Annotated in this window: 21 protein-coding genes and 1 tRNA gene; 9 read left to right on the top strand and 13 right to left on the bottom strand. The window is 69.0% G+C overall.

Annotation, left to right across the window (positions count from 1 at the left end; translation table 11 throughout):
- Positions 1–163 precede the first annotated feature (163 nt).
- Entirely contained in the window at positions 164–877 is a 714-nt protein-coding gene (locus LPC10_RS03795) for a uroporphyrinogen-III synthase (protein WP_231345530.1), read from the bottom strand.
- 205 nt (positions 878–1,082) lie between these two features.
- On the opposite strand from LPC10_RS03795, the gene tsaD reads away from it, so the two are divergent.
- A complete protein-coding gene (tsaD, locus tag LPC10_RS03790) occupies positions 1,083–2,126 on the top strand; it encodes a tRNA (adenosine(37)-N6)-threonylcarbamoyltransferase complex transferase subunit TsaD (RefSeq protein ID WP_231346954.1) in 1,044 nt (347 codons plus the stop codon).
- Positions 2,127–2,142: 16 nt separating this feature from the next.
- Here tsaD and LPC10_RS03785 read toward each other — a convergent pair whose 3' ends face one another.
- Positions 2,143–3,618 carry a PAS domain-containing methyl-accepting chemotaxis protein gene (locus LPC10_RS03785; RefSeq protein WP_231345529.1) on the bottom strand — a complete coding sequence of 492 codons (1,476 nt, stop codon included), beginning with the start codon at positions 3,616–3,618 and terminating at the stop codon, positions 2,143–2,145.
- Between the two features lie 567 nt (positions 3,619–4,185).
- Between LPC10_RS03785 and LPC10_RS03780 the strand changes: the two genes are divergently transcribed.
- Together LPC10_RS03780 and LPC10_RS03775 are read left to right on the top strand one after the other, a co-directional pair.
- The gene (locus LPC10_RS03780; protein ID WP_231345528.1) at positions 4,186–5,199 is read left to right on the top strand and encodes an NAD(P)H-dependent glycerol-3-phosphate dehydrogenase; all 1,014 of its coding nucleotides are present in this window, start codon (positions 4,186–4,188) and stop codon (positions 5,197–5,199) included.
- 76 nt (positions 5,200–5,275) lie between these two features.
- On the top strand, positions 5,276–5,698 hold the full coding sequence (locus LPC10_RS03775) for an EVE domain-containing protein (protein WP_231345527.1): 423 nt from the start codon (positions 5,276–5,278) through the stop codon (positions 5,696–5,698).
- A gap of 34 nt (positions 5,699–5,732) precedes the next feature.
- On the opposite strand, the gene LPC10_RS03770 is transcribed toward LPC10_RS03775, so the two are convergent.
- The gene (locus LPC10_RS03770) at positions 5,733–6,923 is read right to left on the bottom strand and encodes an acyltransferase (protein WP_231345526.1); all 1,191 of its coding nucleotides are present in this window, start codon (positions 6,921–6,923) and stop codon (positions 5,733–5,735) included.
- A gap of 302 nt (positions 6,924–7,225) precedes the next feature.
- Here LPC10_RS03770 and LPC10_RS03765 point away from each other — a divergent pair, with 302 nt between their 5' ends.
- A complete protein-coding gene (locus tag LPC10_RS03765) occupies positions 7,226–7,843 on the top strand; it encodes a ParB-like protein (RefSeq protein ID WP_231345525.1) in 618 nt (205 codons plus the stop codon).
- On the opposite strand, the gene LPC10_RS03760 is transcribed toward LPC10_RS03765, so the two are convergent.
- Both LPC10_RS03760 and LPC10_RS03755 read right to left on the bottom strand, forming a co-directional pair.
- On the bottom strand, positions 7,807–8,322 hold the full coding sequence (locus LPC10_RS03760; RefSeq protein ID WP_231345524.1) for a disulfide bond formation protein B: 516 nt from the start codon (positions 8,320–8,322) through the stop codon (positions 7,807–7,809). The genes LPC10_RS03765 and LPC10_RS03760 overlap by 37 nt on opposite strands.
- Positions 8,319–8,900 (bottom strand): YqaA family protein, encoded by a 582-nt coding sequence (locus LPC10_RS03755; RefSeq protein WP_108938767.1) that lies wholly within the window; start codon positions 8,898–8,900, stop codon positions 8,319–8,321. The genes LPC10_RS03760 and LPC10_RS03755 overlap by 4 nt, the downstream gene beginning before the upstream one ends.
- 130 nt (positions 8,901–9,030) lie before the next feature.
- Here LPC10_RS03755 and LPC10_RS03750 point away from each other — a divergent pair.
- Positions 9,031–9,115, top strand: a tRNA-Leu gene (locus tag LPC10_RS03750).
- Between the two features lie 20 nt (positions 9,116–9,135).
- Here the strand turns inward: LPC10_RS03750 and LPC10_RS03745 are convergent.
- Positions 9,136–10,041: an AraC family transcriptional regulator gene (locus tag LPC10_RS03745; RefSeq protein ID WP_231345523.1), complete on the bottom strand. Its 906-nt coding sequence runs from the start codon at positions 10,039–10,041 to the stop codon at positions 9,136–9,138.
- Between the two features lie 146 nt (positions 10,042–10,187).
- Here LPC10_RS03745 and LPC10_RS03740 point away from each other — a divergent pair, with 146 nt between their 5' ends.
- Positions 10,188–11,204 carry an aldo/keto reductase gene (locus LPC10_RS03740; protein WP_231345522.1) on the top strand — a complete coding sequence of 339 codons (1,017 nt, stop codon included), beginning with the start codon at positions 10,188–10,190 and terminating at the stop codon, positions 11,202–11,204.
- A gap of 1 nt (position 11,205) precedes the next feature.
- Here LPC10_RS03740 and LPC10_RS03735 read toward each other — a convergent pair whose 3' ends face one another.
- The 7 genes from LPC10_RS03735 to LPC10_RS03705 all read right to left on the bottom strand — a co-directional run bounded on the left by LPC10_RS03735 (position 11,206) and on the right by LPC10_RS03705 (position 19,140).
- Positions 11,206–11,898: a type 1 glutamine amidotransferase gene (locus tag LPC10_RS03735; protein WP_231345521.1), complete on the bottom strand. Its 693-nt coding sequence runs from the start codon at positions 11,896–11,898 to the stop codon at positions 11,206–11,208.
- Positions 11,899–11,942: 44 nt separating this feature from the next.
- A complete protein-coding gene (locus tag LPC10_RS03730; protein ID WP_231345520.1) occupies positions 11,943–12,401 on the bottom strand; it encodes a hypothetical protein in 459 nt (152 codons plus the stop codon).
- 53 nt (positions 12,402–12,454) lie between these two features.
- Positions 12,455–14,662 carry a hypothetical protein gene (locus tag LPC10_RS03725; RefSeq protein WP_231345519.1) on the bottom strand — a complete coding sequence of 736 codons (2,208 nt, stop codon included), beginning with the start codon at positions 14,660–14,662 and terminating at the stop codon, positions 12,455–12,457.
- 191 nt (positions 14,663–14,853) lie between these two features.
- Entirely contained in the window at positions 14,854–15,435 is a 582-nt protein-coding gene (locus tag LPC10_RS03720; RefSeq protein ID WP_231345518.1) for a hypothetical protein, read from the bottom strand.
- A gap of 18 nt (positions 15,436–15,453) precedes the next feature.
- Positions 15,454–15,939: a TolC family protein gene (locus tag LPC10_RS03715; RefSeq protein ID WP_231345517.1), complete on the bottom strand. Its 486-nt coding sequence runs from the start codon at positions 15,937–15,939 to the stop codon at positions 15,454–15,456.
- Between the two features lie 23 nt (positions 15,940–15,962).
- Positions 15,963–17,408, bottom strand: coding sequence for a chromosome partitioning protein ParA (locus LPC10_RS03710; protein WP_231345516.1), 1,446 nt, complete (start codon positions 17,406–17,408; stop codon positions 15,963–15,965).
- 571 nt (positions 17,409–17,979) lie between these two features.
- Entirely contained in the window at positions 17,980–19,140 is a 1,161-nt protein-coding gene (locus LPC10_RS03705; protein ID WP_231345515.1) for a ceramide glucosyltransferase, read from the bottom strand.
- A gap of 115 nt (positions 19,141–19,255) precedes the next feature.
- Between LPC10_RS03705 and LPC10_RS03700 the strand changes: the two genes are divergently transcribed.
- The 3 genes from LPC10_RS03700 (at position 19,256) to LPC10_RS03690 (ending at position 22,001) form a co-directional block, all read left to right on the top strand.
- Positions 19,256–20,152 (top strand): histone deacetylase, encoded by an 897-nt coding sequence (locus LPC10_RS03700; RefSeq protein ID WP_231345514.1) that lies wholly within the window; start codon positions 19,256–19,258, stop codon positions 20,150–20,152.
- A 105-nt stretch (positions 20,153–20,257) separates the two neighbouring features.
- Positions 20,258–20,686, top strand: a complete 429-nt coding sequence (locus LPC10_RS03695; RefSeq protein ID WP_231345513.1) for a DUF1810 domain-containing protein — start codon at positions 20,258–20,260, stop codon at positions 20,684–20,686.
- 244 nt (positions 20,687–20,930) lie between these two features.
- The gene (locus LPC10_RS03690; protein ID WP_231345512.1) at positions 20,931–22,001 is read left to right on the top strand and encodes an ATP-grasp domain-containing protein; all 1,071 of its coding nucleotides are present in this window, start codon (positions 20,931–20,933) and stop codon (positions 21,999–22,001) included.
- Positions 22,002–22,045: the final 44 nt, after the last annotated feature.

The following is a 22,045-nucleotide window of genomic DNA, read 5'->3' as shown; positions in this document are numbered from 1 at the left end:
AGTCACGGGCGTTCGCTCCATTCAGCCGCCGCACCGGCGCAGTTTGCTCCCATAGAAGAGCGAAACCGCGCCGTCATCCATTGGAGCCGCTTCCGGGCTCCTTCTCCGACGCTTCGTTAAGCTCTGCCGTCCGCATCGGTCCGCAGGCGGGCGACGAGAGCGGTCAGTCCGAAGCCGCGAGACCGGCGAGGAGAGCCTCCTCGCTCGGGCGCGCCGCCACAAAATGGGCCGCAATGCCGAGCTCGACCAGTCCCGCGGCCACGTCCGGGGACAGGCAGTAATGCGCCAGCGCCCGAAACGCTCCGCTCAGACCCGCCTCTCGGCAGAGCCGCTCGGCGATTTCCGCGCTCCTTCGTGAGAAATGCAGGGCCGCCGTGAGCGGCAGGGCGTCGTCCCGGCCCGCGAGCGCCTGCGCCGCCGATCCGGGGAGGGCCGCCTCGGCCAGGGCGGCGTAGGCGGTCCAGGTCGTGACGCGGTAGCCCTCGGCCGTCAGGCTCGCGGCGGGTTCCGGCTTGCGATCCTCGCCCGCGGCGTGGAGGAGGGCGCTGCCCGGCCTGATATGCGCCGCGACCAGCCGGGCGAGGTCGGCGGCGTCCCCGTCGGCACAGAGCACGGATTGCAGGCCCGCGCGCTCGGCCCGCTCGGCCGTGCGGCGGCCGACGGCGAAGACCGGTGCGGCGGGAAAGCCCGCCCCGGCGAGCGGCGCGGCGGCGTTGGCGCTCGTGAGGATCAGCCCATCGAACCGGCTGGCGGGCGGTGGTGCGCCGCCCGGCCCGATCCGAAGGACCGGCGCCACGAGCGCCGCGTGGCCGAGTTCGGCCAGCCGCCGCGCCGTGCGTCCCGCGCCCGGCTCGGGCCGCGACACCCAGATCCGCATGCGTTCGTCTCCCCTCGCGCCGTTCGCTCACGCCATCCACAGCGTCCGTCGGCGTTGCGCTTCACCTGTATCCGTCGGCGGTTTCGTCGTAGACGTGTCTTCGCAGATGCGTCTTCGCGGGCGGCCCGACCCGGCTCTCGCGGGACATGGAGTAGGCGGGCCGGCCCCCGGCGCGCAACGGTGCGTGGACGTCAGCGTGACCCTCATGAAGATCCTCGGCATCGAGACAACCTGCGACGAGACCGCCGCCGCCGTCGTGACGCTCGGTGAGGGCGAGCGCGGTCAGATCCTCGCCAACGAGGTGCTGAGCCAGATCGCCGAGCACGCGGCCTATGGCGGCGTCGTGCCCGAGATCGCCGCCCGCGCCCATGTCGAGGTGCTCGACCGCCTCATCGCTCGGGCGCTCCAGCGGGCGGGGACGACCCTGAAGGAGATCGACGGGATCGCGGTTGCGGCCGGGCCCGGCCTGATCGGTGGCGTGCTGATCGGCCTCGTCACGGCCAAGACCCTCTCCCTCGTCGCGCGCAAGCCGCTTCTGGCGGTCAACCACTTGGAAGCGCACGCGCTGACGCCGCGACTCACCGACGGGCTCGCCTTTCCCTATTTGCTGCTGCTGGCCTCCGGCGGGCACACGCAGCTCGTCGCGGTGAAGGGGGTGGGCGACTACGTCCGGCTCGGCACCACCATCGACGATGCCATCGGGGAGGCCTTCGACAAGGTCGCCAAGCTCTTGGGCCTCGGCTATCCCGGCGGTCCCGAGGTGGAGCGGCAGGCGCAGGGCGGCAACCCTGAGCGGTTCGCGCTGCCGCGGCCGATGCTGGGACGGCGACAGGCGGATTTCTCGCTCTCGGGCCTCAAGACTGCCCTGCGGATCGAGGCCGAGCGGCTCGAACCGCTCGCCTCGCAGGACGTGGCGGATCTCTGTGCGAGCTTCCAGGCGGCGGTAGTGGATGTGGTGGTGGACCGCGTGCGCGTGGCGCTACGCGCCTTCGCGGGCGTCGCCGGGCATCCGACGGCTCTGGTCGCTGCGGGCGGTGTAGCCGCTAACGGGGCGATCCGTCGAGCTCTCGCGGCGCAGGCGGGGGAGGTCGGGCTGAGCTTCGTCGCCCCACCGCTTCCGCTGTGCGGCGACAACGGGGCGATGATCGCCTGGGCCGGGCTCGAGCGTCTGCGCCTCGGCTTCGTCGACGACCTCACCGTGCCGGCCCGCGCCCGCTGGCCCTTCGCCGAGGCCGCGCCGGCCGCGTGAGAGCGTTCGCCGGAGATCAGGCGAGCGCGCGAGCGGAGGCGGTCACCTTCTGCACGGACAGATCGACCTCGCCCGCGGCATAGGCGATGCCGTCGGCGTTGCGGCGGACGGCGTCCACGCTGCGCGCGGCGGTCTGCATGTTGGTCGCGATCTCCTGCGTGACGGCGGCCTGCTCGGTGACGGCCGAAGACACGCTCATCGAGATCTCGCTGAGATCCGTGATGGTGGAGACGATGGCGCGGATCGCCTCGACGGCCCGGGCCGAGGAATCCTGCACGGCGGCGATCTGCTGGCCGATATCCTCCGTGGCACGCGAGGACTGGCTGGCCAGCGCCTTCACTTCGGTGGCGACCACGGCGAAGCCGCGCCCGGCCGCACCGGCGCGGGCCGCCTCGATGGTGGCGTTCAGCGCCAGCAGGTTCGTCTGGTCGGCGATCGAGCGGATTACGGAGACGACCTCTCCGATGCGCTCGGCCGTCGCGGTCAGGCCGCTGACGATGCCGCCTGCCTCCTCGGCGCGGGTCACGGCCGCATCGGCGGCCGTCTTCGCCTGCGAGGCGTGGCGGCTCAACTCCGAGATCGAGGCCGCGAATTCCTCGGCGCCCGCGGCGACGGACTGGACGTTGTCGGAGGTGACGGCGACGGCGGCCGCCGTCTCGCTGGCCTGGCGGCTGACATTCGACATCGCACCGGTGATGGTGCCGAGATCGGTCTCGATGGCGTGTTGTCCGTTGGCGCGCCGCAGGCGGTCTGCGACCGCCTGGGTCACGTCGCTGGCGAACTTCACCACCGCGCAGGGCCGCCCCTCTCGGTCGAGGACCGGATTGTAGCTGCCGTAGATCCAGACCGTCCGCCCGCCCTTGGCGAAGCGCTGAAACTCGCCGGACTGATAGGTGCCGTTCGCGAGCGACTTCCAGAAGCCGGCATAGGCGGCGCCCTTGGCCTCCTCGGGATCGACGAACAGGCTGTGATGGCGACCGCGGATCTCGTCGAGCCGATACCCCATCGCGTTGAGGAAGTTCTCGTTGGCATCCGTGATCGTGCCGTCGAGGCTGAAATGGATCACGGCCTGGGACCGGTTGATCGCGGCAATCTGCCCCTCGTAACCCGCGTTGCGCTCGGCCTGGGCGGTGATATCGGTGGCGAACTTCACCACTTTGTAGGGACGCCCGCGCCGGTCGAAGATCGGATTGTAGGAGGCTTGGATCCAGATCGATCGGCCGTCCTTGGCGATCCGGCGGAACTCGCGAGCCTGAAATTCGCCGCGGCGAAGCGCATTCCAGAAGTCCTTGTATTCTGGGCTTTCGCGCTGTTCCGGCGGCATGAACATCGCGTGCGGGCGACCGCGCACCTCATCGAGGGTGTAGCCAACGAGGCCGAGGAAGTTGGCGTTCGCGTGCGTGATGGTGCCGTCCATCGTGAATTCGATGCGACCTTGGGCGCGATCGACGGCGGCCAGAATGGAATCCTGCTCGGATTGGAAGATCGCCACGGCAGACAGTTCCAAGCATCACGTGTGTCGGAAACTTATTTTCTCGACATATTTCTAACCAAAAGTTAATTTTGCGAGCTTCGGGCAATATGCGCACCGCTGATTTCGCTTTCTCAGAGACAATCACGCGGATTTGAAAAGTCAAACTACCGTGAAAAATCTGCATAGATGAAAAGTGCGTATATCGAGATCGATCACCGGTGAAGGAGAGGCTCACCCTTGTAAGGGAAGGGACAGCCAAGACTGAATTCACACGATGGGAGGGGAAAAGCGCCGCCTTTGTCCGTGATTGACGGACAAAGATTTTCTCGCCTTGGACCCATTGAGAATCGCTCCGAGCCGTCGCTGCCGTAACCGCCTTGTCCCGAGGAACGTTGCCGTCGAAGCAGCGAGAGAGGGATTCGGCGCTATGGTGCCTCCGTCATTGAACGATCCCGGATCGACCCTCGCTCTTCCGCCGACAGGCCGTTATCGCGAAGCGGAAGAGGCGGGGCAGGTCCGCAGCTTGGCTGTAATGGGCATGGGCCGCACCAAGTTCCCGCAATCAGGTTCCCGGTGGAGGCAGACATGAAGTCAGGCACGCAGCGGCGGGACGAGAGCGTCGCGGTCGTCGGCGGCGGATCCTGGGGAACGGCCCTGGCGAACGCCGCGGCCGCAGCGGGGCGCGAGGTCACGCTCTGGATGCGTGATCCCGAGGCCGCCGCGCGGATGGAACGGGAACGCGCCAACGAGCGCTACCTGCCCGGTGTCGCCCTGCATCCCCGTGTGCGAGCCACCGCGGAGGCCGCCGCGCTCGGGCAGGCCGGCACAGTGCTGCTGGTCGTGCCGGCCCAGACCCTGCGCGGTGTGCTCGCGGCGCTCGCACCCTCGCTGGCGCCCGGCGCCGCCCTGGTGCTGTGCGCCAAGGGAATCGAGCGGGGCAGCGACGCTTTCATGAGCGCGGTGGCGGCGGAGGTTCTGCCGGAAGGTGCCCCGGTCGCGGTGCTGTCGGGGCCGAGCTTCGCCGCCGACGTGGCCCGCGGACTGCCCACGGCGGTGACGCTCGCCGCCGCGGACGGGGCGCTGGCGGCGCGGCTTGCCGGCCTGCTCTCGGGACCGGCCTTCCGACTCTATCACACCGACGACGTGCGCGGCGTCGAGGTCGGGGGGGCGGGCAAGAACGTGCTGGCGATCGCCGCCGGCATCGTCGCGGGCCGCGGCCTGGGCGAGAGTGCCCGCGCCGCGTTGATCGCCCGCGCCTTTGCCGAACTGATGCGCTTCGCCCGCGCGTATGGCGGCCGGGCGGAGACGCTGATGGGCTTGTCCGGCCTGGGCGACCTCGTGCTCACGGCCTCCTCGCCGCAATCGCGCAACTTCGCCTTCGGTGAGCGCCTCGGGCGCGGCGCCTCGCCTGAGGAGGCTTCGGGCGGCAAGCTCGCGGAGGGCGCCTTCACCGCGCAGGCGCTGGTCGATCTCGCCCGCACGCGCGAGGTCGAGATGCCGGTGGCCGAGGCGGTCGCGGCGGTGGTGGCCGGCGCCCTGACGGTCGATGCGGCGATGACCCGCCTGCTGTCGCGGCCGCTCAAGGCCGAGACGGCGTAAGCGGCGCCCCGCCCTTCAAGCGCGGCCGGATTTTCGATAATCGGGGGCGCCTTTCCCGACGGAGCCGCCCCGCACCATGGCCTACTGGCTGTTCAAGTCCGAACCCGCGACCTGGTCCTGGGACCAGCAGGTCGAGGTGGGGGAGGACGGCACCTTCTGGAACGGCGTGCGCAACCACCTCGCCAAGAAGCAGATGCAGGCGATGCAGGTCGGCGAGCGCGGCTTCTTCTACCATTCCAACGAGGGCAAGGCCGTCGTCGGCATCGTCGAGGTCATCAAGCCCTACTACCCCGACCATACCGACGAGAGCGGACGCTTCGGCATGGTCGATGTCCGGGCGGTGGCGCCGATGCCGCGCCCGGTCGGCCTCGACGCCATCAAGGCGGAGGCCGCGCTCAAGGACATGGCCCTCGTCACCAATTCGCGCCTCTCGGTCCAGCCGGTGACGGAGGCGGAATGGGCCAAGGTCTGCGCCATGGGCGGCTACGCCGAGCGCTGAGCGGCGGCGAGACGGCCCGCTCCGATGCGAAATCTCAGCGGGTGAGCGCGCCGGGCGTCAGGCCACGGCTGCGCAGCCGGATGCCCGCGGCTTGGAGTGCGCGCCCGAGTCCAGTGCGCAGGGGCGGCTCGACCCAGCGTGACACCAGCAGCGATGCGGCGACGGCCGTCAGGAAACCGCCCGCGAGGCAGGTCGCGGGCGGCAGACCGTAGGCGGACAGGAACCGCATCGTCAGGGCGCCGACGAAGGTGTGCAGCAGATAGAGCGGATACGTCGCGAGACCGAGATCGCGAAATCGCCGCCCGAGGCCGGGGAAGGCGTCGCTCAGCGCGGTGTTCACGCGGATCGACAGGCAGAACAGCAGCATGAACACGGCGTAGAGGAGCCACGCCATCGCGGGGCTGCGATCAAGGCCGAGCGAGGCGCCGACGAAGCCGGCATCGTAGCGGATCTGCAGAAGGGCCCCCGTCAGGCAGACGGCGAGACCGGCCAGGCGGGCTCCGCTCAGACCTCGCCGCACCGCGCTCCACAGCAGCACGCCGAGGGCGAAGTGGCAGCCATGGGTGAGAAGGATGAGTTTGGCGATCCGCGTGCTGATGATCCGGTCGAGATCCGGCCAGACAGCGGCCGCCGCCAGTAGCCACGCGAGCGTGCTGACGACGCCGACCGCCAGGATCACCGGCTCCAGCCGGTCGAACCGGTTCAGGCAAAGCAGCAGATAGACCAGACCGTAGAACACGATCTCGATCCCGAGCGTCCAGTAGACGCCGTCGATCCAGCGCGGAACCGGGAACAGGATGAGCGTGCGGATGTAGCGCTCGAACAGCACCCCCCCGGTTTCCGGGAAGAAGAGCAGCGCCAGCCCGAACGACACGGTGGCGCAGAACCAGATGCCCGGCACGAGGCGGAGGATGCGCCCGGTGAGAAAGCGCGACGGACTTGCCTGCGAGGCGGAGTAGGCGATGACATAGCCTGAGATTACGAAGAACATCGGCACGCCGACCCAGCCCTGCGCGCTGACGGGCAGCAGGGCCGGAAACGGGATCGGCGATCCGACGAGGGCGGCCGCCTCGCTCGAAGGCACCAGCCACGCGGTGCAGGCGAGATGGTACAGCATGACGAGGCAGGCCGCGCCGAAGCGGAGCAGGTCGAGGCCGATCAGGGGCCGCGGCGCGTGCGCGCGCGCGGTCGCCGACGGCTCACTTCCGGTCGAGACGGATCCCATGCCTGTCTTCCCATCGCAGAAGCGCGTCCGGGCCGTCACCCGGTCGTGCGACACGCGTCCGACTTGTCTTCCGGCAAGATCCCCTTCGGGACAACAGGATAAAAGTACCGATATCTCGCCTTTCTCTGTCCGTTCCCGAGCCTTGACATTGAAAATGCATTCCTAGCTTCCGCGCAACCGTGAGGCGTGGCCGCTCGTTCGAACCCGGACGGAGCCGCCCCCGCGGGGCTCGGATCGTCGGCGGGAGGGGCGTCGCGACGCGGCACTTCTCGGGCAAGGTTCGAACAGGATTGGAGACATCGATGGCGCCCCGTGAACCCCTGCTCATCTCCGTGCCGATCGCGGCGCTGCGCCCGACGCAGATCACGGTCGGCTTTCGCGAGGTGGAGGAGAAGCGCCGTCGCTGGCGGGCGCATGATGCGGAGAAGAAGGCCGCGTTCCTCGGCTCGCATATGATCCCGGTGCTGCTCGGGCCCAAGAAGAAGCACTACGTGCTCGACCATCACCACCTCGCCCGCGCCCTGCAGGAGGAGGGGGAGACGAATGTGCTGGTCACCATCGTCGCCGACCTGCACAAGCTCGACAAGGACGCCTTCTGGACGGTGGCCGACCACAAGTCCTGGGTCCATCCCTACGACGCCTCCGGTGCGCGGGTCGGCTTCGACGCCATCCCCAAGGCCATCGCGGATCTCGCCGACGACCCGTTTCGCAGCCTCGCGGGCGAGCTGCGCCGGGCCGGCGGGTTCGCCAAGGACACGACGCCGTTCAGCGAATTCCTGTGGGCCGACTACCTCCGCCGCAACCTGAAGCGGAAGGCGATCGAGCGCGACTTCACCGAAGCGATGGAGAGCGCGCTGCGCCTCGCGAAGGCGCCGGATGCCGGCTATCTGCCCGGCTGGTGCGGCCCTCTCGACGGCTGAGCGAAACAGGCGGCCGCCGCGGCGAAGAGGCCGAGGGCGGCCGCGATCAGGGCGTTCCAACCGGCGAGCGAGAGGCCGAGGAAGCGCCACGCGGCGGCCGTGCAATCGACCGGCCGCACGGTCTCCAGCTTCTTCAGGAAGTCGGCCACATCCGCCGGCCCAGCGCCGGAGCCGCCGCCGCAATCGCTGGGGCCGGGCCAGAACCCCCATTCCGCGCCCGCATGATACACGCCGAGACCGGCGCCGTAGATCAGGACCAGCGCCACGAGGCCGAGGAGGAAGCGGGCGGGCCGCGGCGGAAGCAGGGCGGCGATCAATGCCAGCGGTGCGGCGAGGTAGTAGGGCACCCGCTCCGTCAGGCAGAGCTTGCACGGCACGTAACCGAGGCCGTGCTCGAACAGGAGGGCACCGCCGACCGTCAGCGCGGCGCCGAGCGCCACGGCGAGCGCCGCGTTCCGCAGGGTGAGAAAGCGGGTCACAGCATCACCTTGAAGGCGACGAAGCCCAGGATCACCACGGCGGCGAACAGCCCCGCCACCACGTTGAGGTGCCGGTCGAGCACCGCGCGGATGCCGATGCCGTAGCGCCCGAGCAGCCACGCCAGCAGGAAGAAGCGCGCCCCGCGGGTGACGACCGAGAGCAGCGTGAACCAGAACAGCGAATAGTGGGCGAAGCCCGAGGTGATGGTGACGAGCTTGTAGGGGATCGGGGTGAGACCTTTGAGCAGGATCACCCAATGCCCGTAGGTGGCGTAGGAGGCCTGGAAGGTCTCGGCCTTGTCGGCCAGCCCGTAGAGGTTGAACAGCCACAGCCCGACCGAATCGAACAGCAGCGCGCCGATGGCGTAGCCGAGCAGCCCGCCGAGCACCGAGGCGACGGTGGCGATGGTGGCGTAGAGCCAGACCCGGTCCGGCCGGCTCACCGCCATCGGCACCATCATCGCGTCCGGCGGGACGGGAAAGAACGAACTCTCCGCGAAGGCCACCGCCCCGAGCGCCCAGGGCGCGGAAGGCTTGGCGGCGAGCGCGAGGATCCACTCGTAGAGCCGGCGGAGCATGGGGCCTCGTTGGGGTCGGGGAAGCGGTGCCCTTTCAGCACAGAAGCGGGCCGGAGGCGAGGGTTACCCCGATGCGGAAAAGATTCGCTCTGGTCCGTCGCCCCGGCTTGTGCCAAGAGGCGCGTGCGTCGCGGGTATGGCGGAATTGGTAGACGCGGGCGACTCAAAATCGCCAGCCGAAAGGCGTGGGGGTTCGATTCCCTCTACCCGCACCAGCACCCCTCATCGGAAGCAATTACGGCAGCGTCGGCTCGGCGGTGAGACGCGCGCGGATCGCGGCGCCGTCCCGGCCCGGCGGCGCTCCGAACAGGCGGCGATAGTCGCGGCTGAACTGCGACGGGCTCTCGTAGCCGATGGCGTAGCCCACGCCCGCCACGTCTCCGGCGGCGAGCAATTGGCGCCGCGCCTCGTGGAGCCGGACCTGCTTCTGGAACTGAACCGGCGTCATCGTCGTCACGGCCTTGAAGTGGCGATGGAAGCTCGCCGGGCTCATGCGCGCGAGCGCCGCCAGATCGGCCACGCGCACGGCGTCGGCATAGTGTTCGCGAATCCAGGCCGTCGCCCGGCCGATCCGCGCGGCGTGGCTCTCGGGCAGGCCGACCTGCCGCAAGGCCGGACCCAGCGGACCGCCGAGAAGACGCCAGACGATCTCCCGCCCGATCAGCGGTGCCAGCACCGGGAGGTCACGGGGGTGATCGAGCAGGGCGAGGAGGCGCGCGAGAGGATCGCACAGGTCGGGATCGAGTGCGACGGTGCGCAGCGGAGCGAAGGTCGGGGCGCCCACCTCCGCGAGGGTCGGCGCCTGGGTACTGAGCAGATCGGCCAGGGCGCCGAGATCGATCGCGAGGCTGAGGGCGAGGTAGGGCCGCGCCGGGCTCGCCTCGGTGATTCGGGCCGTCACGGCCAGATCGAGTGAGGCGAACAGCGCCTGTCCCGCGGCGTAGCGGAAGGCCGTGTCGCCGAGCAACGTCGCCTTGGCGCCCTGCGCCACGACGCAGAAGGAGGGGCGGTAGACGGCGCGGATCAGTCCGCTCGGCGCCTCGGCACGGTTGAGGAGCAGCCCGTCGGCCGGCGTCTCCCGGCCGAAGCGATGCCATTGCCGTTCGATCAGCGCCGCGAGGCCAGGGAGGTCGGTCGTCATGGGTCGATCCTAGCGCCTGCCCGTTCGCCGCGCATCACGGCAGGGTGGCCTTGAGAGGATCGGGCAAGGGCTTGAGAGGATCGGCCGTGCGCGGGATGCCGCGGACACCGTAACAGGGGGTGTTCCTTTCAGACGGAGATCTCTCCATGCGCCTACGCCCCCTCGGCCGGAGCGGCCTGTTCGTATCCGAACTCTGCCTCGGCACCATGACCTTCGGCGGCAGCGACGGCTTCTGGGGTCAGATCGGCCGGCTCGGCCAGGACGAGGCCGACGCTCTCGTCAAGACCGCGCTCGATGCCGGCATCAATTTCATCGACACCGCCAACGTCTACGCGGGCGGGATGAGCGAGCGCATCCTCGGCCAGTCGCTCAAGAATCTCGGCATTCCCCGCGACGACGTGGTGATCGCCACCAAGGTGCTGGGGCCGATGGGGGAGGGGCCGAACGCCCGCGGCGCCTCGCGCGGACACATCCTCAGCCAGTGCAAGGCGAGCCTCGTCCGGCTCGGCCTCGACCATATCGACCTCTACCAGATCTACGGCTTCGATCCGGCAACACCTGTCACCGAGACGCTGGAGGCGCTCGATACCCTCGTGCGCCACGGCCATGTCCGCTATCTCGGCCTGTCGAACTGGGCGGCGTGGCAGGTGATGAAGGCGGTCGGGCTCGCCGAGATGCGCCGGCTCAGCCCGATCGTCTCGCTTCAGGCCTACTACACCCTGGTCGGGCGCGATCTGGAGCGCGAGATCGCGCCGATGCTGACCGCAGAGGGGATCGGCTTGATGGTGTGGAGCCCGCTGGCCGGTGGATACCTCTCCGGCAAGTACGACGGCGAGGGCACGGAAGCGGACGGGCGGCGCACCACCTTCGATTTCCCGCCGGTCGATCGGATGCGCGGCGCCGGCACGCTGGCGGCGATGCGCGGGATTGCGGAGGCGAAGGGGTGCAGCGTGGCGCAGGTGGCGCTGGCCTGGCTGCTGCACCGGGAGGTGGTCACCAGCGTCATCGTCGGGGCCAAGCGCGTCGGGCAGCTTCAGGACAATATCGGCGCGACGCGGGTGCAGCTCGACGCCGACGATCTCGCGCGGCTCGACGCGGCCACCCGGCTGCCGCTGGAATATCCCGGCTGGATGTTGGAGCGGCAGGGCGCCTACCGCGGCTGATTCATTCGCGCAGGAAGCGCCGGATCCAACCGCCGACGCGGGCGCTGTCGTGCGGTGCTTCCAGCGAAGCCAGCGCCGCCGGCACCAGGGCCGGGTCGGTCGCGCCGGCCCGGTGGCCGTCGGTGAGCGCGCGGGCGTAGTCCGGCGCGAATTCCGGGTGGCACTGGAAGGAGAGGGCGGGGCGATCGCTCCAGGCCAGGACACCGTGGGGCGTGAAGGCGCTGCCGGCCAGCACCCGCGCGCCGGGCGGCAGGGCCACGACCTGATCCTGATGGCTCACCGGGATGGCGATGCTCTCCGCCTCGTCCATGAAGGGCGCGCGCTCGACCACCGCGTAGGCGTGCAACCCGAGGCCCCATCCCCGCTGCGACCGCTCCACCCTCCCGCCGAAGGCCTGCGCCAGGGCCTGATGCCCGAAGCAGAGGCCGACGAGCTTCTTCGAGCGGTCGAGGCCGCGTAGAAAGGCGAGCAGATCCTCGACCCAGGGGATCGGATCGTAGACCGAGGCGGGCGAACCGGTGATGACGAAGGCCTCGAACGCCTCCGGCGCCTCGGGCCAACGCCCCGCCGTCACGTCGAAGCATTCGAAGCGGTGGCCGTCGCCGATCAGCGCCGCCACCATGGCGCCGTAGGAGGGAAAGCGGCCGCCGAGCCGCTCGGGCGGATGGCCGGTCTCGAGAATGGCGATGTTCATGGGCTTCCCTAGCCCATCGACGGCGGCGCGCGGAAGAACGCCTGTCACTGCGCCCCGGCGAGGCAGGTCCGCTGCGCCTGAAGCGCTTCGGCGGCCCCCGACAGGTCGAACGGCGTCACTTGGCCTGAGATGTCCGCCCGGGCGCTGTCGGCCCGCGACAGGGTCTCCGCCGGATCACGTTGCTCCGGCTTGATCGGCAGCACCAGACTGTCCGGAACCGGCGCTGCGGCGCGGCCCGCCCACAGCGTTGCGCCGCCGACAGTGAGCCGGACCGTTTCAAACGATCCCGACGCCCGCTGCCAGGCGGAGGAGGAAAGACCGAGATAGCGTTCACCCGCCCGTGTGACTTGGTAGCCGAAGGTCTGCCCGCCCGCGCGCCGCTCGATGGTGCAATAGGCTCCGAGCGGCCCGCTCGACGACTTGAGCAGCCACGCACCGACCATCCGCTCGGTCACGGTGTAGCGACCGATCTGGCGCTGCGTCTGGGCGCGGACCTCCGGCACGGTAAGCCATCCGGCCAGAACGAGGGCAACCGCGACGGTCCAGCCCGCCGGCGTCACCGGCAGAGGCCCTGGCGCGCGAGGCAGGGCAGGAACAGCTCCTCCGGGACGGGCAGGTCGATGGTCTTGGCTTCGAGCTTCGTCATCGCCCACTCGGCCTTGCCGGAGACCGGTTCGATCAGCCAGCGGACGGTGCGCGGTTCATCGCGCTTCGGATCGTTCGGCAGGCGAACCTCCATGTACTGCTTGGACCACCACAGCATTCCCGAGGTCGGGAAGGTGACCGCGATCGTCTGCCGGGCGCCGCCGCACACGACCTGACGCACCGGAATTGCAGTATCCGAGCCGGGCTTCGGTCTGATCGTTGCCGCCAGCAACCCGTCGCCGGCCCCCGAGGCCTTCAGCGCCTCCTTGCAGCGTGCTTCCTCGCGGCGTGTCTCGAAGGCACGGCTGGCGTCGAGGCAGGCTTGGACCAGCGGCCTCAGCGTCTCGTCGGAAGGAGGCACCTCGCGTCCGCATCGCAGGATCGGCGCCTCGGGCGTCCGCGCCAAGGGGTCGGCCGCGGCGAACGCCTTCTCGACCTCATCTCTCGCCGCGCGGACGGCCTCCGCGCGGGCGCCGCCCACCTTCGCGTTAAATTCAGCCAGCAGTGCCGGCGGCGGATAGGCCCCTGCGAGATCGCTGGTGTCCATCAGGAACCAATGGTTCGTGCGCAGGCCCTCGAAGGTCTTCGGCGCGGTCTCGATCCGCTCGACCTGGGCCTGGAAGGAGCGCCGGATCGTCCGGTCGACATAGCTGTCGGCGGCCTCGGTGCAGACCTTGTAGAGCCGCGACAGCGCGTCGTTGCCCCAGGAACGGCCGCCGAGACTCTGGCAGCGTGAGCGCGCCTGGTCGAGGGGAAGGCTCGTCGGGGTCTCCTTGGCGAACGCATCCTCGATTTCTCGGACGGCGGCCCGCTCCACCTCCGCGCGACGCGGTTCGAGCGGCGCTCCGACGAAGCGCTCGTAGAGGGCCCGCGGGACGTCGTTCCGGCGCAGCTCCTCCTGGCTCAGATGCAGCCCGTTCGTATCGCGGAGCGTCGCCAGGGTCGGCGGAAGGGCGCGCAGGCGCTCCCACTGCTCGCGCAGCCACGCCGCATTGCGCCCGCGCCGCTCGATCTCCGGATAGGACTGGGTCAGGAGGCGGACGACCGTCTTGCCCTCCTTGCAGGATTGTACCTGCTGGATGAGGCTTTCGGTGAAGGCGCGGTTCCAAGACTCCACCGGCAGGCCGACGGCGAGTTCGAGCCGCTCGGTGTCGATATAGCCGAAGTCCGAGAGCCGCTCGCACAAACCGTCCATTGCAAGCGGCTTCAACGGGCTGTTTTGATCTGCGAGGCGGTCGGCCACGAGACGCAGGCGATCGAGCGCGGATTGCCGGGCGGCGGCGTCGCGTTCCAGCGAGCCCTGGGGCGTCGCCTCGGCGCTCGTTCCCGCGCGCAACGCTGCGACAAGCCGCTCGCGCTCCTCCGGCGTGGCGATGGGGGCGCCGGCGAGCCGTTTACGCTCCGCCTCGTAGAACCGCTTCCAGAAGGCCGGTGCGGCCTCGGCGTAGCGCTGGCGATAGGCCTGCTGGTCGAGTTCCGGCAGCAATTCGATCGGCGGCAGGCGCTGCTGTTCGGCCGCAGCGGCGCGGGCGGTCCGGACCGTCGGTTCGGCCTCGCCGAAAAGAGCGAACAGGCCGTCCATGCGCGCCTTCGCGCTCTCGGTGCGTTCCACCGTGAACGGTTCGCACTCGGTCTGCGGCCGCCCCTGGTAGGTGAGCCAGCGGCCGTGAAGCGTCTCGCCGTCCGGCTGCGTGCGCAGCGCGAGCCAGGGGCGGCCACGCCGGTCGGACAGGACGAGACCGTCAGCGGTCGATTGCGCCGTCAGTTCGAGCGCCTGGAAGGACTGCCCGTCCGCCCTCCGGAAGAAGACGTTGAACCGCGCGTCCGCCGGGGAAAATTCCCAATCGTCGAGCGTCAGGTTGCCGTTGCAGACATGCGTGCCGCGATAAAATTTCGCCTCGCCGGCTTCGGCTCCACCAATCAGACCTCCCGACACAACGAGGATAGCGAGCGCTCTTGCAAGACATTGCATCGGTGAACCGGGTCTCTCCGAGAGCGAGCCGCAGTTCTGATCCGCGGCGCTGCTGATCAAGCCCGGAGCTAAACTGGATTTGCGACGACAATGCAACCAACGCACGAAAGAGGGTCGGCATCGCATGAACAGCGATTGCCCTGTCATTCTGCGGGCCTCAGTCGCCGGTGTCCGCGTCCGCCGGTTCCCAACCCGGATCAAGGCCGCCAGGCGCGGCATCCCCGGCAGGGGGTGGGGCAGTGGGAGCGATGCAGAGCGAGAGCGTTACCGTTCCCGGGGCATGGGCCCGCTGCACCGGTCGACCGCGCTGCCAAGAGCCCGTTTCCGGCTCCGAAACGTCACAGGCCCAGGTCGATGCCGGGCTCTGGTGATGCGGTGCTCGACGAAGTGCCGTGAGGCGCCGCGGAGGCGGGCAGCGACTCGGGCGCGATCCGCTCACCGGCCGGACGAGACGGCAGGCGGATCCTATCGTTTCCGGCCGCGCCGCCCAGCTCGACTTGGAAAGTCTGATAGATGAAGGCGAGCAAGTCCTCTGCCGCGGCGGCGCGCTTTTCGGCGGACGCTGCGCACGCTTTCGCGTCGTGATAGCGCCGCTGCAGCCCCTCGTTCTCGGATAAAGCCGTTTGCAGGGCCATCTTCGTCGCGTCGATCGTCAGCCGGCATTCCCGGATTTCACCGGCCAGGGCCGTTCGCTCCCGCTGCCAGCGGACCCGCTCCTGCTGGACGCTCCGGATCAGACTCAGCGTCTGCGGTTCGATCGTATCCCGCCAGCGCTGCAGGTCATGAATCGTGTCCGCGGCTTGCTTCACCAGACCCAGCGCATCGGACAGCCCGAACTCGATGTCGAACAGGGTCCGTTCGGAGGCTGGAGCCGGTGGACGCGGCTCGCCGGTTGTCGAGCACGAAGTGTCGAGACTCATGACAGCGAGGGTTCGCCTTTAGGGCGTGTCCGGCCCGCTCTCGCCGGACTCGGCGGTCTCGGGCTTGGTCTTGGAGCCGAAGGCCGTGAACACGGCATCGTGGATCCGCACCAGCCAGGTTTCCGCTTCCTTGGCGCGCGTCTCTGCGCGGCGGGCGCGCTCTTCCGCCTGCGACAGCAGGAGCTGGTTCGACGCGATCGTCTTCTGAAGCTGGCGCACCTCGTCCTCGGCCTGGGCGATGACGTTCCTCAACTGGTTCTCGAGATCGACGGCACGCTCTTCGCTGATCCGGATCGCCTCGGCCGCCTCCTGCACGAGATCGATCGCCGAGACCCAGTCGCGCTGCGGCAGCGACGGCGCTGCCCCGTCAGAGGAGCCGCCCTCCGAACCGGCCGGGGAGAAATTGATCACCTTATCGCCCGGGCGCGTCACGTTGGCCTGCCAAGCCCTCATGAGAATCGAGTTGCCGGAGGAGGGGGCGTCCTTCACAGCTTGCTCTGACATTCAACGATCCTTCCAGCTCTTCTTCAACGGGCGGCGTCGGACGAGGCCGACTTGCCGGTGGAGGTGAACGGGCGGACGTTGCTCACCTCTTCGGCCGAGGCTTGCGCGCTCTCGTTGTCGGCCTCGTCGTGCATCTGCTCCCGCCAGGGGCGCCCCGAGCGTTTCAAGGCATCGTGCTGCTTCTGAAGCGTGGCCCGGCTCTCGCGGGCGATGTCGAGAGCCCCCTGCAGCAGGGCCCGCTCCGAACGCTCGTTCTGCAACTCCTCCGTCAATCTGCGATTGGAGGCTTCGAGATCGGCGCGGGCGGCTTCGTGCCGGTGGGTCAGGTGCTCGATGCGATCGTTGAGAACCGCGTTGCGGTTCATCGTCTGCTCGATCGCGGCATCCTTGGCGGCCAGCGCCTTGTTGAGCATGTCACAGCGGCTGTCGAGTTCGCCGCGGATCCGCTGGATCTCCTGGAACCGATCGGCTTGGCGGGCGAGATCGGCCTGCAGCGCTTCGAGGCGCCGTTCCAGCGTGCTGCGCGCGATCGTCGCCTCCTTGAAGTTGCGATCGACCGCGCGGAACTCCTCGTCCTTATCCCGCAACTGATTGCGCGCCTGCACCAGCAACTGCTCCGTCGAGGCCGCGCGGTTCGCGGCGGCTTCGAGTTTCATCGCGAGACTGGCGCGATCGTTCCGCAAGGCGGCCAATTCCGTTTCGTGCTGGACCTCGTTGCGCTCCCGCACCGAGATCTCCGTCGCGAGCTGCGTCTCGATGAGGCGCAGGCGCTGCCGGTCCGCCTCGGCGGTGGCCGTGAGGTCGCGATGGCGGGCATCGAGATCCGCGAGCTGCGTCGCCTGCTCCTCGCTGAGAAGCTGGAGCCTGCGCCCGTCGGTCTCCAGCAGGCTGTTCTTCTCGCGCAGATTGTTCAGCTCGTGCTCGGAGCGTGCCAACGCACTGTCGGCGGCCTGCGCCTCCTGCCGCAGCGCTCGGCTCTCGCTCACCAGGGCCTTGTTCTGCTCGACCTCGGAGAAGAGCTGGCGCTCCAGATTCTCGATGACCGACAGCTTGTCGCGCAGGTCGATCTGATACGCTTCGACCGCCGCATCGCGCTCGCGCAAGTTCTCCAGCGTCCGTTTCGCCTGTCCTTGCGAATCCACCAGTTCGTTGGTCAGGCGCGAGAGCTTCGCCGACAGGTCCACGACCTCGTCGCGCAAGCCGCCATTGGCGTTGACTTCCTGGGACAGCGTGCTCTCGAGCTCGGCGATCCGCACGCTGGCTTTCGAAAGCTCGCTGCTGATGCTCGCCAGCGGCTGCAGGATCAGCGTGAAATCATCCTGGAGGCTGCGGAGATCCTCCAGTCGGCCGACCATCGCGTCGATGCGCTGCCGGACGACCTCGTCGCGCTGACCGATGGCATCGAGCGTGGGCGCCGCCGGCTCCGGCGCGGGACGCGGGCGTCTGCCGCCCTCCATCAGGTCGGGCATGGCGGCCTTCGGCAACCGTGGCGAGGGGGATGGTTCCGGGGCCGCAGACCGTTGCTCCGCGTCCCTGTCTCGGTTGGCGGATGACGTCGGCAGCACGTTTCGGAACGGCATCCAAGCCATCGCTGTGTGATCCCCTGACGACACGGCGCGTTCGCGGTGCTTACTGCTTTTTAACAGATCTGTTGACTAAGGCGAGTCGGCGGCTTCGTTGGCAACAGGCTTCTTTCCGAAAATGAATGGGCCGTTGTTTCGATTATTTTCAGGTGTATTTTGCCGGCCTATAAGTATTGTTTTTGCTGTATTCGAGTTTTGGTTCCGCTGAGCGGGTGCCGATGATAACAGATTTGTGTTCCGGGTGGCGGCGCTGCCCGCGGATCTGCTCAATTGATCGGGCCAGTGTGCGAGTCCGACAATCGATCATGCGCCTGCGCGCGTGACCGCGATGCTGGCCAACAGGGGCGATGGACCAAAGCGCGTCGGAAGAGGACGTGCTCGCCGAAGGCGGTCCGTCGCAGGCATCGCGCCCTGGCGCGAGCAGCGCCTCGATCGGCAGGCCGGCTGTCGGACGCAGTCAGGCCGCGCTCGGTCCCGTCTCCAGCGGGGCTGCGTCGCGGGTGCGGATGTCCATGGTATTGCCGCGCCAGACGATGGCGGTGCGGGCCCAGGCGCTCGCCCAGATCGCCGGCAGCAACGCGTCGCGGACGAGGAAGGCAGCGAGCATCCGCGGCGAGCGGTGCCAGCCGGCGCGGGCGGCAAGCGCCATCTCCGCGCCGTACCACAGCGCACCCGCTCCACTGAGCCAGAGCACGGCCTCTCGCGTGCCCGCCACGAAGCCGGTCAGTACCAGCGGCAGCAGGGCGCCGATGCCGATCTCGGGGGCGAAGAACAGGGGGAAGGTCACCCGCCGCAGACGCGCCCAGCGCACCTGGCGCGACCACACTTCCGCCAGGTCGCGGTGCCCGAGGGGCTGGCGGAAGGGCGCGGCGACGAGATGGACCCGCTTGCCTGCGGCGCGCACGAGCTTGGTCGCGGCGGCGTCCTCGGCGATCTCGGCGTTCAGGGCGCGGATGCCGCCCCGCGCCTCGAGGAACGGCTTGTTCCAAAGCATGCTCTTGCCCTGGGCGAAGCCGAGGCCGAGCGCCTCGCCGGCATATTGCCAGCGGGCCTGCAGGGTGTTGAGGAACGCGCACTCCACCTCGGCAAAGAAGTTTGCCGGCCGCGATCCGATCGGCGTCGAGCAGACGAGGCCGGTATCGGCGCGCCACGCCGCCTGCATCTGCTGGACGTAGTCGGCCGGCATCAGGACGTTGGAATCGGCGAGGATCACCCATTCGTACCGGGCGGCATCCCAGCCGCGCACGCAGTTGTTGAGCTTCGGATTGCCGCCGAGGCGCTCGTCGCCGAGGATCAGGCGCGAGGGGATCTGCGGATGCGCCGCCCGCATCCGCTCCAGAAGCGGCAGGATCGGATCGCCCGCATCCGCCACGCAGAAGATCAGCTCGTAGGCCGGATAATCGAGCCGGAAGCTCGCCAGCAGGGTCTCTTCGCTGAACGCTTCCAGGCCGCGCAGCGGCCGCACCACCGAGACGGGTGCGCCGGCGGGGAAAGCCGAGGGTTTCCCCTTGCGCCCGATCCGCAGGGCCGCCACGGCGAGGCTGGCGAGGTTGACCGCAACGAGGGCCGCGCAGAGTGCGAGGGCGGCGGAGGCGCCGCTCTCCGGCAGGGCGATCATGCGCGGCGTCTCCCGTCGATCGTGATGTCCGGGCGCGACGGCGCGTCCCATCACGCCCCTAGCAGCGCCGTCTTATCAGGCGTGTGACACTCCCACGCTGATCCAGGCCGCCCCCTTGATCCCGATCGTGTTCCATCCGGCCTACGAGGCCGAGTTGCCGGCGGGCCACCGCTTTCCGATGCGCAAATACGGCCGGCTGGCCGAGATCCTGCGCGCCCGCGGCCTCGCGCCGGAGGGCTTCGTCACGCCCGAGCCCGCCGATGCGGCCCTTCTCTCGGGCGCGCATGATCCAGGCTACGTCGAGGCCGTGCTGACCCTCGACGTGCCGCATGCAATCGAGCGGGCGATCGGCTTACCCGTAACGGAGGAGGTCGCCGCCCGCGCCCGCGCCTCGGCCGGCGGGACGCTCCGCGCCGCGCGCCTCGCGCTCGCCCACGGACTCGCCGGGAGCACGGCCGGCGGCAGCCATCACGCCCGGCGGAGCGGCGGGGCGGGCTTCTGCGTGTTCAACGACGTGGCGGTGGTGGCCCTCGCCCTGCGGCGGGAGGGAGCGATCGCGCGGGCGCTCGTCATCGACCTCGACGTGCATCAGGGTGACGGCACCGCCGATTGCCTCGCCCGCGAGCCGGACCTGTTCACGCTCTCGATCCATTGCGAGCGCAACTACCCGCACGACAAGGTGCCGGGCGATCTCGATATCGGCCTGCCCGATGGGTTGGGGGATGCGCAGTATCTCGCGGTGCTGGAGGCGCGCCTGCCCAGCCTGATCCAGAACTTCGCGCCGGACCTGATCTTCTACAATGCCGGCGTCGATCCCCACCGCGACGACCGGCTCGGTCGCCTCTGCCTCACCGACGACGGCTTGCGCGCCCGCGACCGCACGGTCGTCGGCCTCGCGCGCTCACGCGGCATCCCGCTCTGCGCGGTGATCGGCGGCGGCTACGGCAGCGACGTCGACGCGCTTGCTGCGCGCCACGCTTTCGTCTTCGAGGCGATGGCGGCTCTGGCCTGAGGAACGCGCGCCCGTCCCGGCCGGTTGCCCTGCCTCGCGAGTCGGTTGCAGGACGGCCGGGGCTACGGCCGAGTCCGACCGCCCGCGCCGCTTGGGGTGCTGACGATGGACGACAGGTTCGACCTGAACCGTTTCGTGGAGGCACAAGCCGGCGTCTACGAGACGGCGCTCGCGGAGTTGCAGGGCGGGCGTAAGCGGAGCCACTGGATGTGGTTCGTCTTCCCTCAGATCGCGGGGCTCGGCTCCAGCGCCATGGCTCGACGCTACGCGATCGGATCGCTGGCCGAGGCGCGGGCCTATCTCGCCCATCCGCTGCTCGGCGAGAGGCTGCGGACCTGCACGCGGGCGGCGAATGCCTGGGAGGACCGCTCGGCGCACACGCTGTTCGGTGCGCCCGACGACGTGAAGTTCCGCTCCTCCATGACGCTGTTCGCGCAGGCCGACCCGGATGCGCCGGACTTCGCCCGCGCCCTCGCGACCTTCTTCGACGGCCGGCTCGACCCGCTGACCCTGGAGCGGCTGTCGCAGCGGTGACCGGCGATCGCCGCACGATCGGGCCTGGTCCTCGGCCGAGGCGGGAAGTGGCAATTGTGTTCTAGCTCCATATATCCCGTGCGCGCATCAGTATAGAACTGATATAAATTTCGGCCCCGCTATAGCAGAGTTGTTGACGATAAGTTTTTCCTGAACAAGTATGATTCGAGACAGACGATCATAAAGCACAATGATGAGTCCGTTCTCTGCCTGAGCAGAGATTGTTCGGGCATGAGGCTTTGCAATGAAGCGCGCGCTTGTCCTGGCCTGTGGCCCGCGCATCCAGTATCGAGTTTTGCGATGCGCGGGCGAATGTTTCAGTGAAGTCTATGTGCTCGGCGCGGGTGACGCCGATCTTCTGAAGCGATCTCGGTTCTGCGAACGGTTCATCGCGTTCACGGGCGATTTTGCCGACCCTCAGCCATCCGACCTTGCCGAGATTCGTCGGCTCTGTGCCGTTCACCACATCGAGATGGTTCTGCCGAGCTGCAGCCGGACGACGCGGCTCCTAGCCATCCACGGTGCGCAGATCGGAGCGCCATTCTATCCGGTGCCGGCCCCGGACACGTTCGACGCGCTCGATGACAAGTGGCGCTTCGCCGGTGTCTGCGCCGACCTCGATCTGCCCGTTCCGGTGACGCGCCACTACGCGACGATGGCGGATCTGCGCCACGACCCCGACTATGTCCGCTTCGGCTTCCCTCTGATTCTGAAGCCCGCCGCGATGTCGGGGGGCTACGGGGTGCGGCGGATCGATTCGGCCGATGCGCTTCCCGAACATCTCAACTACACGCCGATCATCTGCCAGGAATACATTCCGGGAGAGGAGCTCAGCAGCTTCTACCTGTGCGAAGCCGGGCGGATCGTAGCCTCGTTTTCCTATCGCCGGACCCTCACCAAGCTGGAGGAGATCCGGGTTCCGGTCATCGATGACCATGCCCGCCGATTGATCGAACACTTCCGCTACCGAGGGGTGGTCGGGTTCGATATCCGTCGCAGTCCGGACGGCCGGATCGCCTTCATCGAGTGCAACCCACGCTTCTGGTACCACATGGACGTGGCGATGCTGGCGGGCCTGAACTTCGTCACCCTCGGCTGCCGCCTGCGCGACGGAGAGGAAGGGGCCGCCGAACCCGAGACGCTCAAGATCCGCTCGCCGCGCCGCCTGTGCGGGAATTTGCTCACGCCCTGGCGCCTGAACCGGGCCGAGCGGGCCTATCTCCGCTACATCATCCGCGATCCGGCGATGTCCGGCTGGGCCGCGTTCCAGAGCGCCATCGGCCGCTACCGCCTCGCCGGCGGGCAACTCCTGTAAGCGCGTTCGCCCTCCGCCGCGCCGGCGGCCGCTTCGCTCATCCG

The sequence above is a fragment of the Methylorubrum sp. B1-46 genome (genome assembly GCF_021117295.1).
Taxonomy (GTDB): domain Bacteria; phylum Pseudomonadota; class Alphaproteobacteria; order Rhizobiales; family Beijerinckiaceae; genus Methylobacterium.
This window is presented reverse-complemented; position numbering and strand designations above follow the sequence as displayed.

Bases quoted from the DNA above. Each gene is read 5' to 3' on its own strand.
- LPC10_RS03755 (WP_108938767.1), bottom strand. From the start codon at position 8,900: ATGCTCCGCCGGCTCTACGAGTGGATCCTCGCGCTCGCCGCCAAGCCT.
- LPC10_RS03705 (WP_231345515.1), bottom strand. From the start codon at position 19,140: ATGATCGCCCTGCCGGAGAGCGGCGCCTCCGCCGCCCTCGCACTCTGC.
- LPC10_RS03695 (WP_231345513.1), top strand. From the start codon at position 20,258: ATGGACGACAGGTTCGACCTGAACCGTTTCGTGGAGGCACAAGCCGGC.
- LPC10_RS03715 (WP_231345517.1), bottom strand. From the start codon at position 15,939: ATGTCAGAGCAAGCTGTGAAGGACGCCCCCTCCTCCGGCAACTCGATT.
- LPC10_RS03735 (WP_231345521.1), bottom strand. From the start codon at position 11,898: ATGAACATCGCCATTCTCGAGACCGGCCATCCGCCCGAGCGGCTCGGC.
- LPC10_RS03765 (WP_231345525.1), top strand. From the start codon at position 7,226: ATGGCGCCCCGTGAACCCCTGCTCATCTCCGTGCCGATCGCGGCGCTG.
- LPC10_RS03775 (WP_231345527.1), top strand. From the start codon at position 5,276: ATGGCCTACTGGCTGTTCAAGTCCGAACCCGCGACCTGGTCCTGGGAC.
- tsaD (WP_231346954.1), top strand. From the start codon at position 1,083: ATGAAGATCCTCGGCATCGAGACAACCTGCGACGAGACCGCCGCCGCC.
- LPC10_RS03720 (WP_231345518.1), bottom strand. From the start codon at position 15,435: ATGAGTCTCGACACTTCGTGCTCGACAACCGGCGAGCCGCGTCCACCG.
- LPC10_RS03780 (WP_231345528.1), top strand. From the start codon at position 4,186: ATGAAGTCAGGCACGCAGCGGCGGGACGAGAGCGTCGCGGTCGTCGGC.
- LPC10_RS03690 (WP_231345512.1), top strand. From the start codon at position 20,931: ATGAAGCGCGCGCTTGTCCTGGCCTGTGGCCCGCGCATCCAGTATCGA.
- LPC10_RS03725 (WP_231345519.1), bottom strand. From the start codon at position 14,662: ATGACAGGGCAATCGCTGTTCATGCGATGCCGACCCTCTTTCGTGCGT.
- LPC10_RS03795 (WP_231345530.1), bottom strand. From the start codon at position 877: ATGCGGATCTGGGTGTCGCGGCCCGAGCCGGGCGCGGGACGCACGGCG.
- LPC10_RS03740 (WP_231345522.1), top strand. From the start codon at position 10,188: ATGCGCCTACGCCCCCTCGGCCGGAGCGGCCTGTTCGTATCCGAACTC.
- LPC10_RS03745 (WP_231345523.1), bottom strand. From the start codon at position 10,041: ATGACGACCGACCTCCCTGGCCTCGCGGCGCTGATCGAACGGCAATGG.
- LPC10_RS03710 (WP_231345516.1), bottom strand. From the start codon at position 17,408: ATGCCCGACCTGATGGAGGGCGGCAGACGCCCGCGTCCCGCGCCGGAG.
- LPC10_RS03770 (WP_231345526.1), bottom strand. From the start codon at position 6,923: ATGGGATCCGTCTCGACCGGAAGTGAGCCGTCGGCGACCGCGCGCGCG.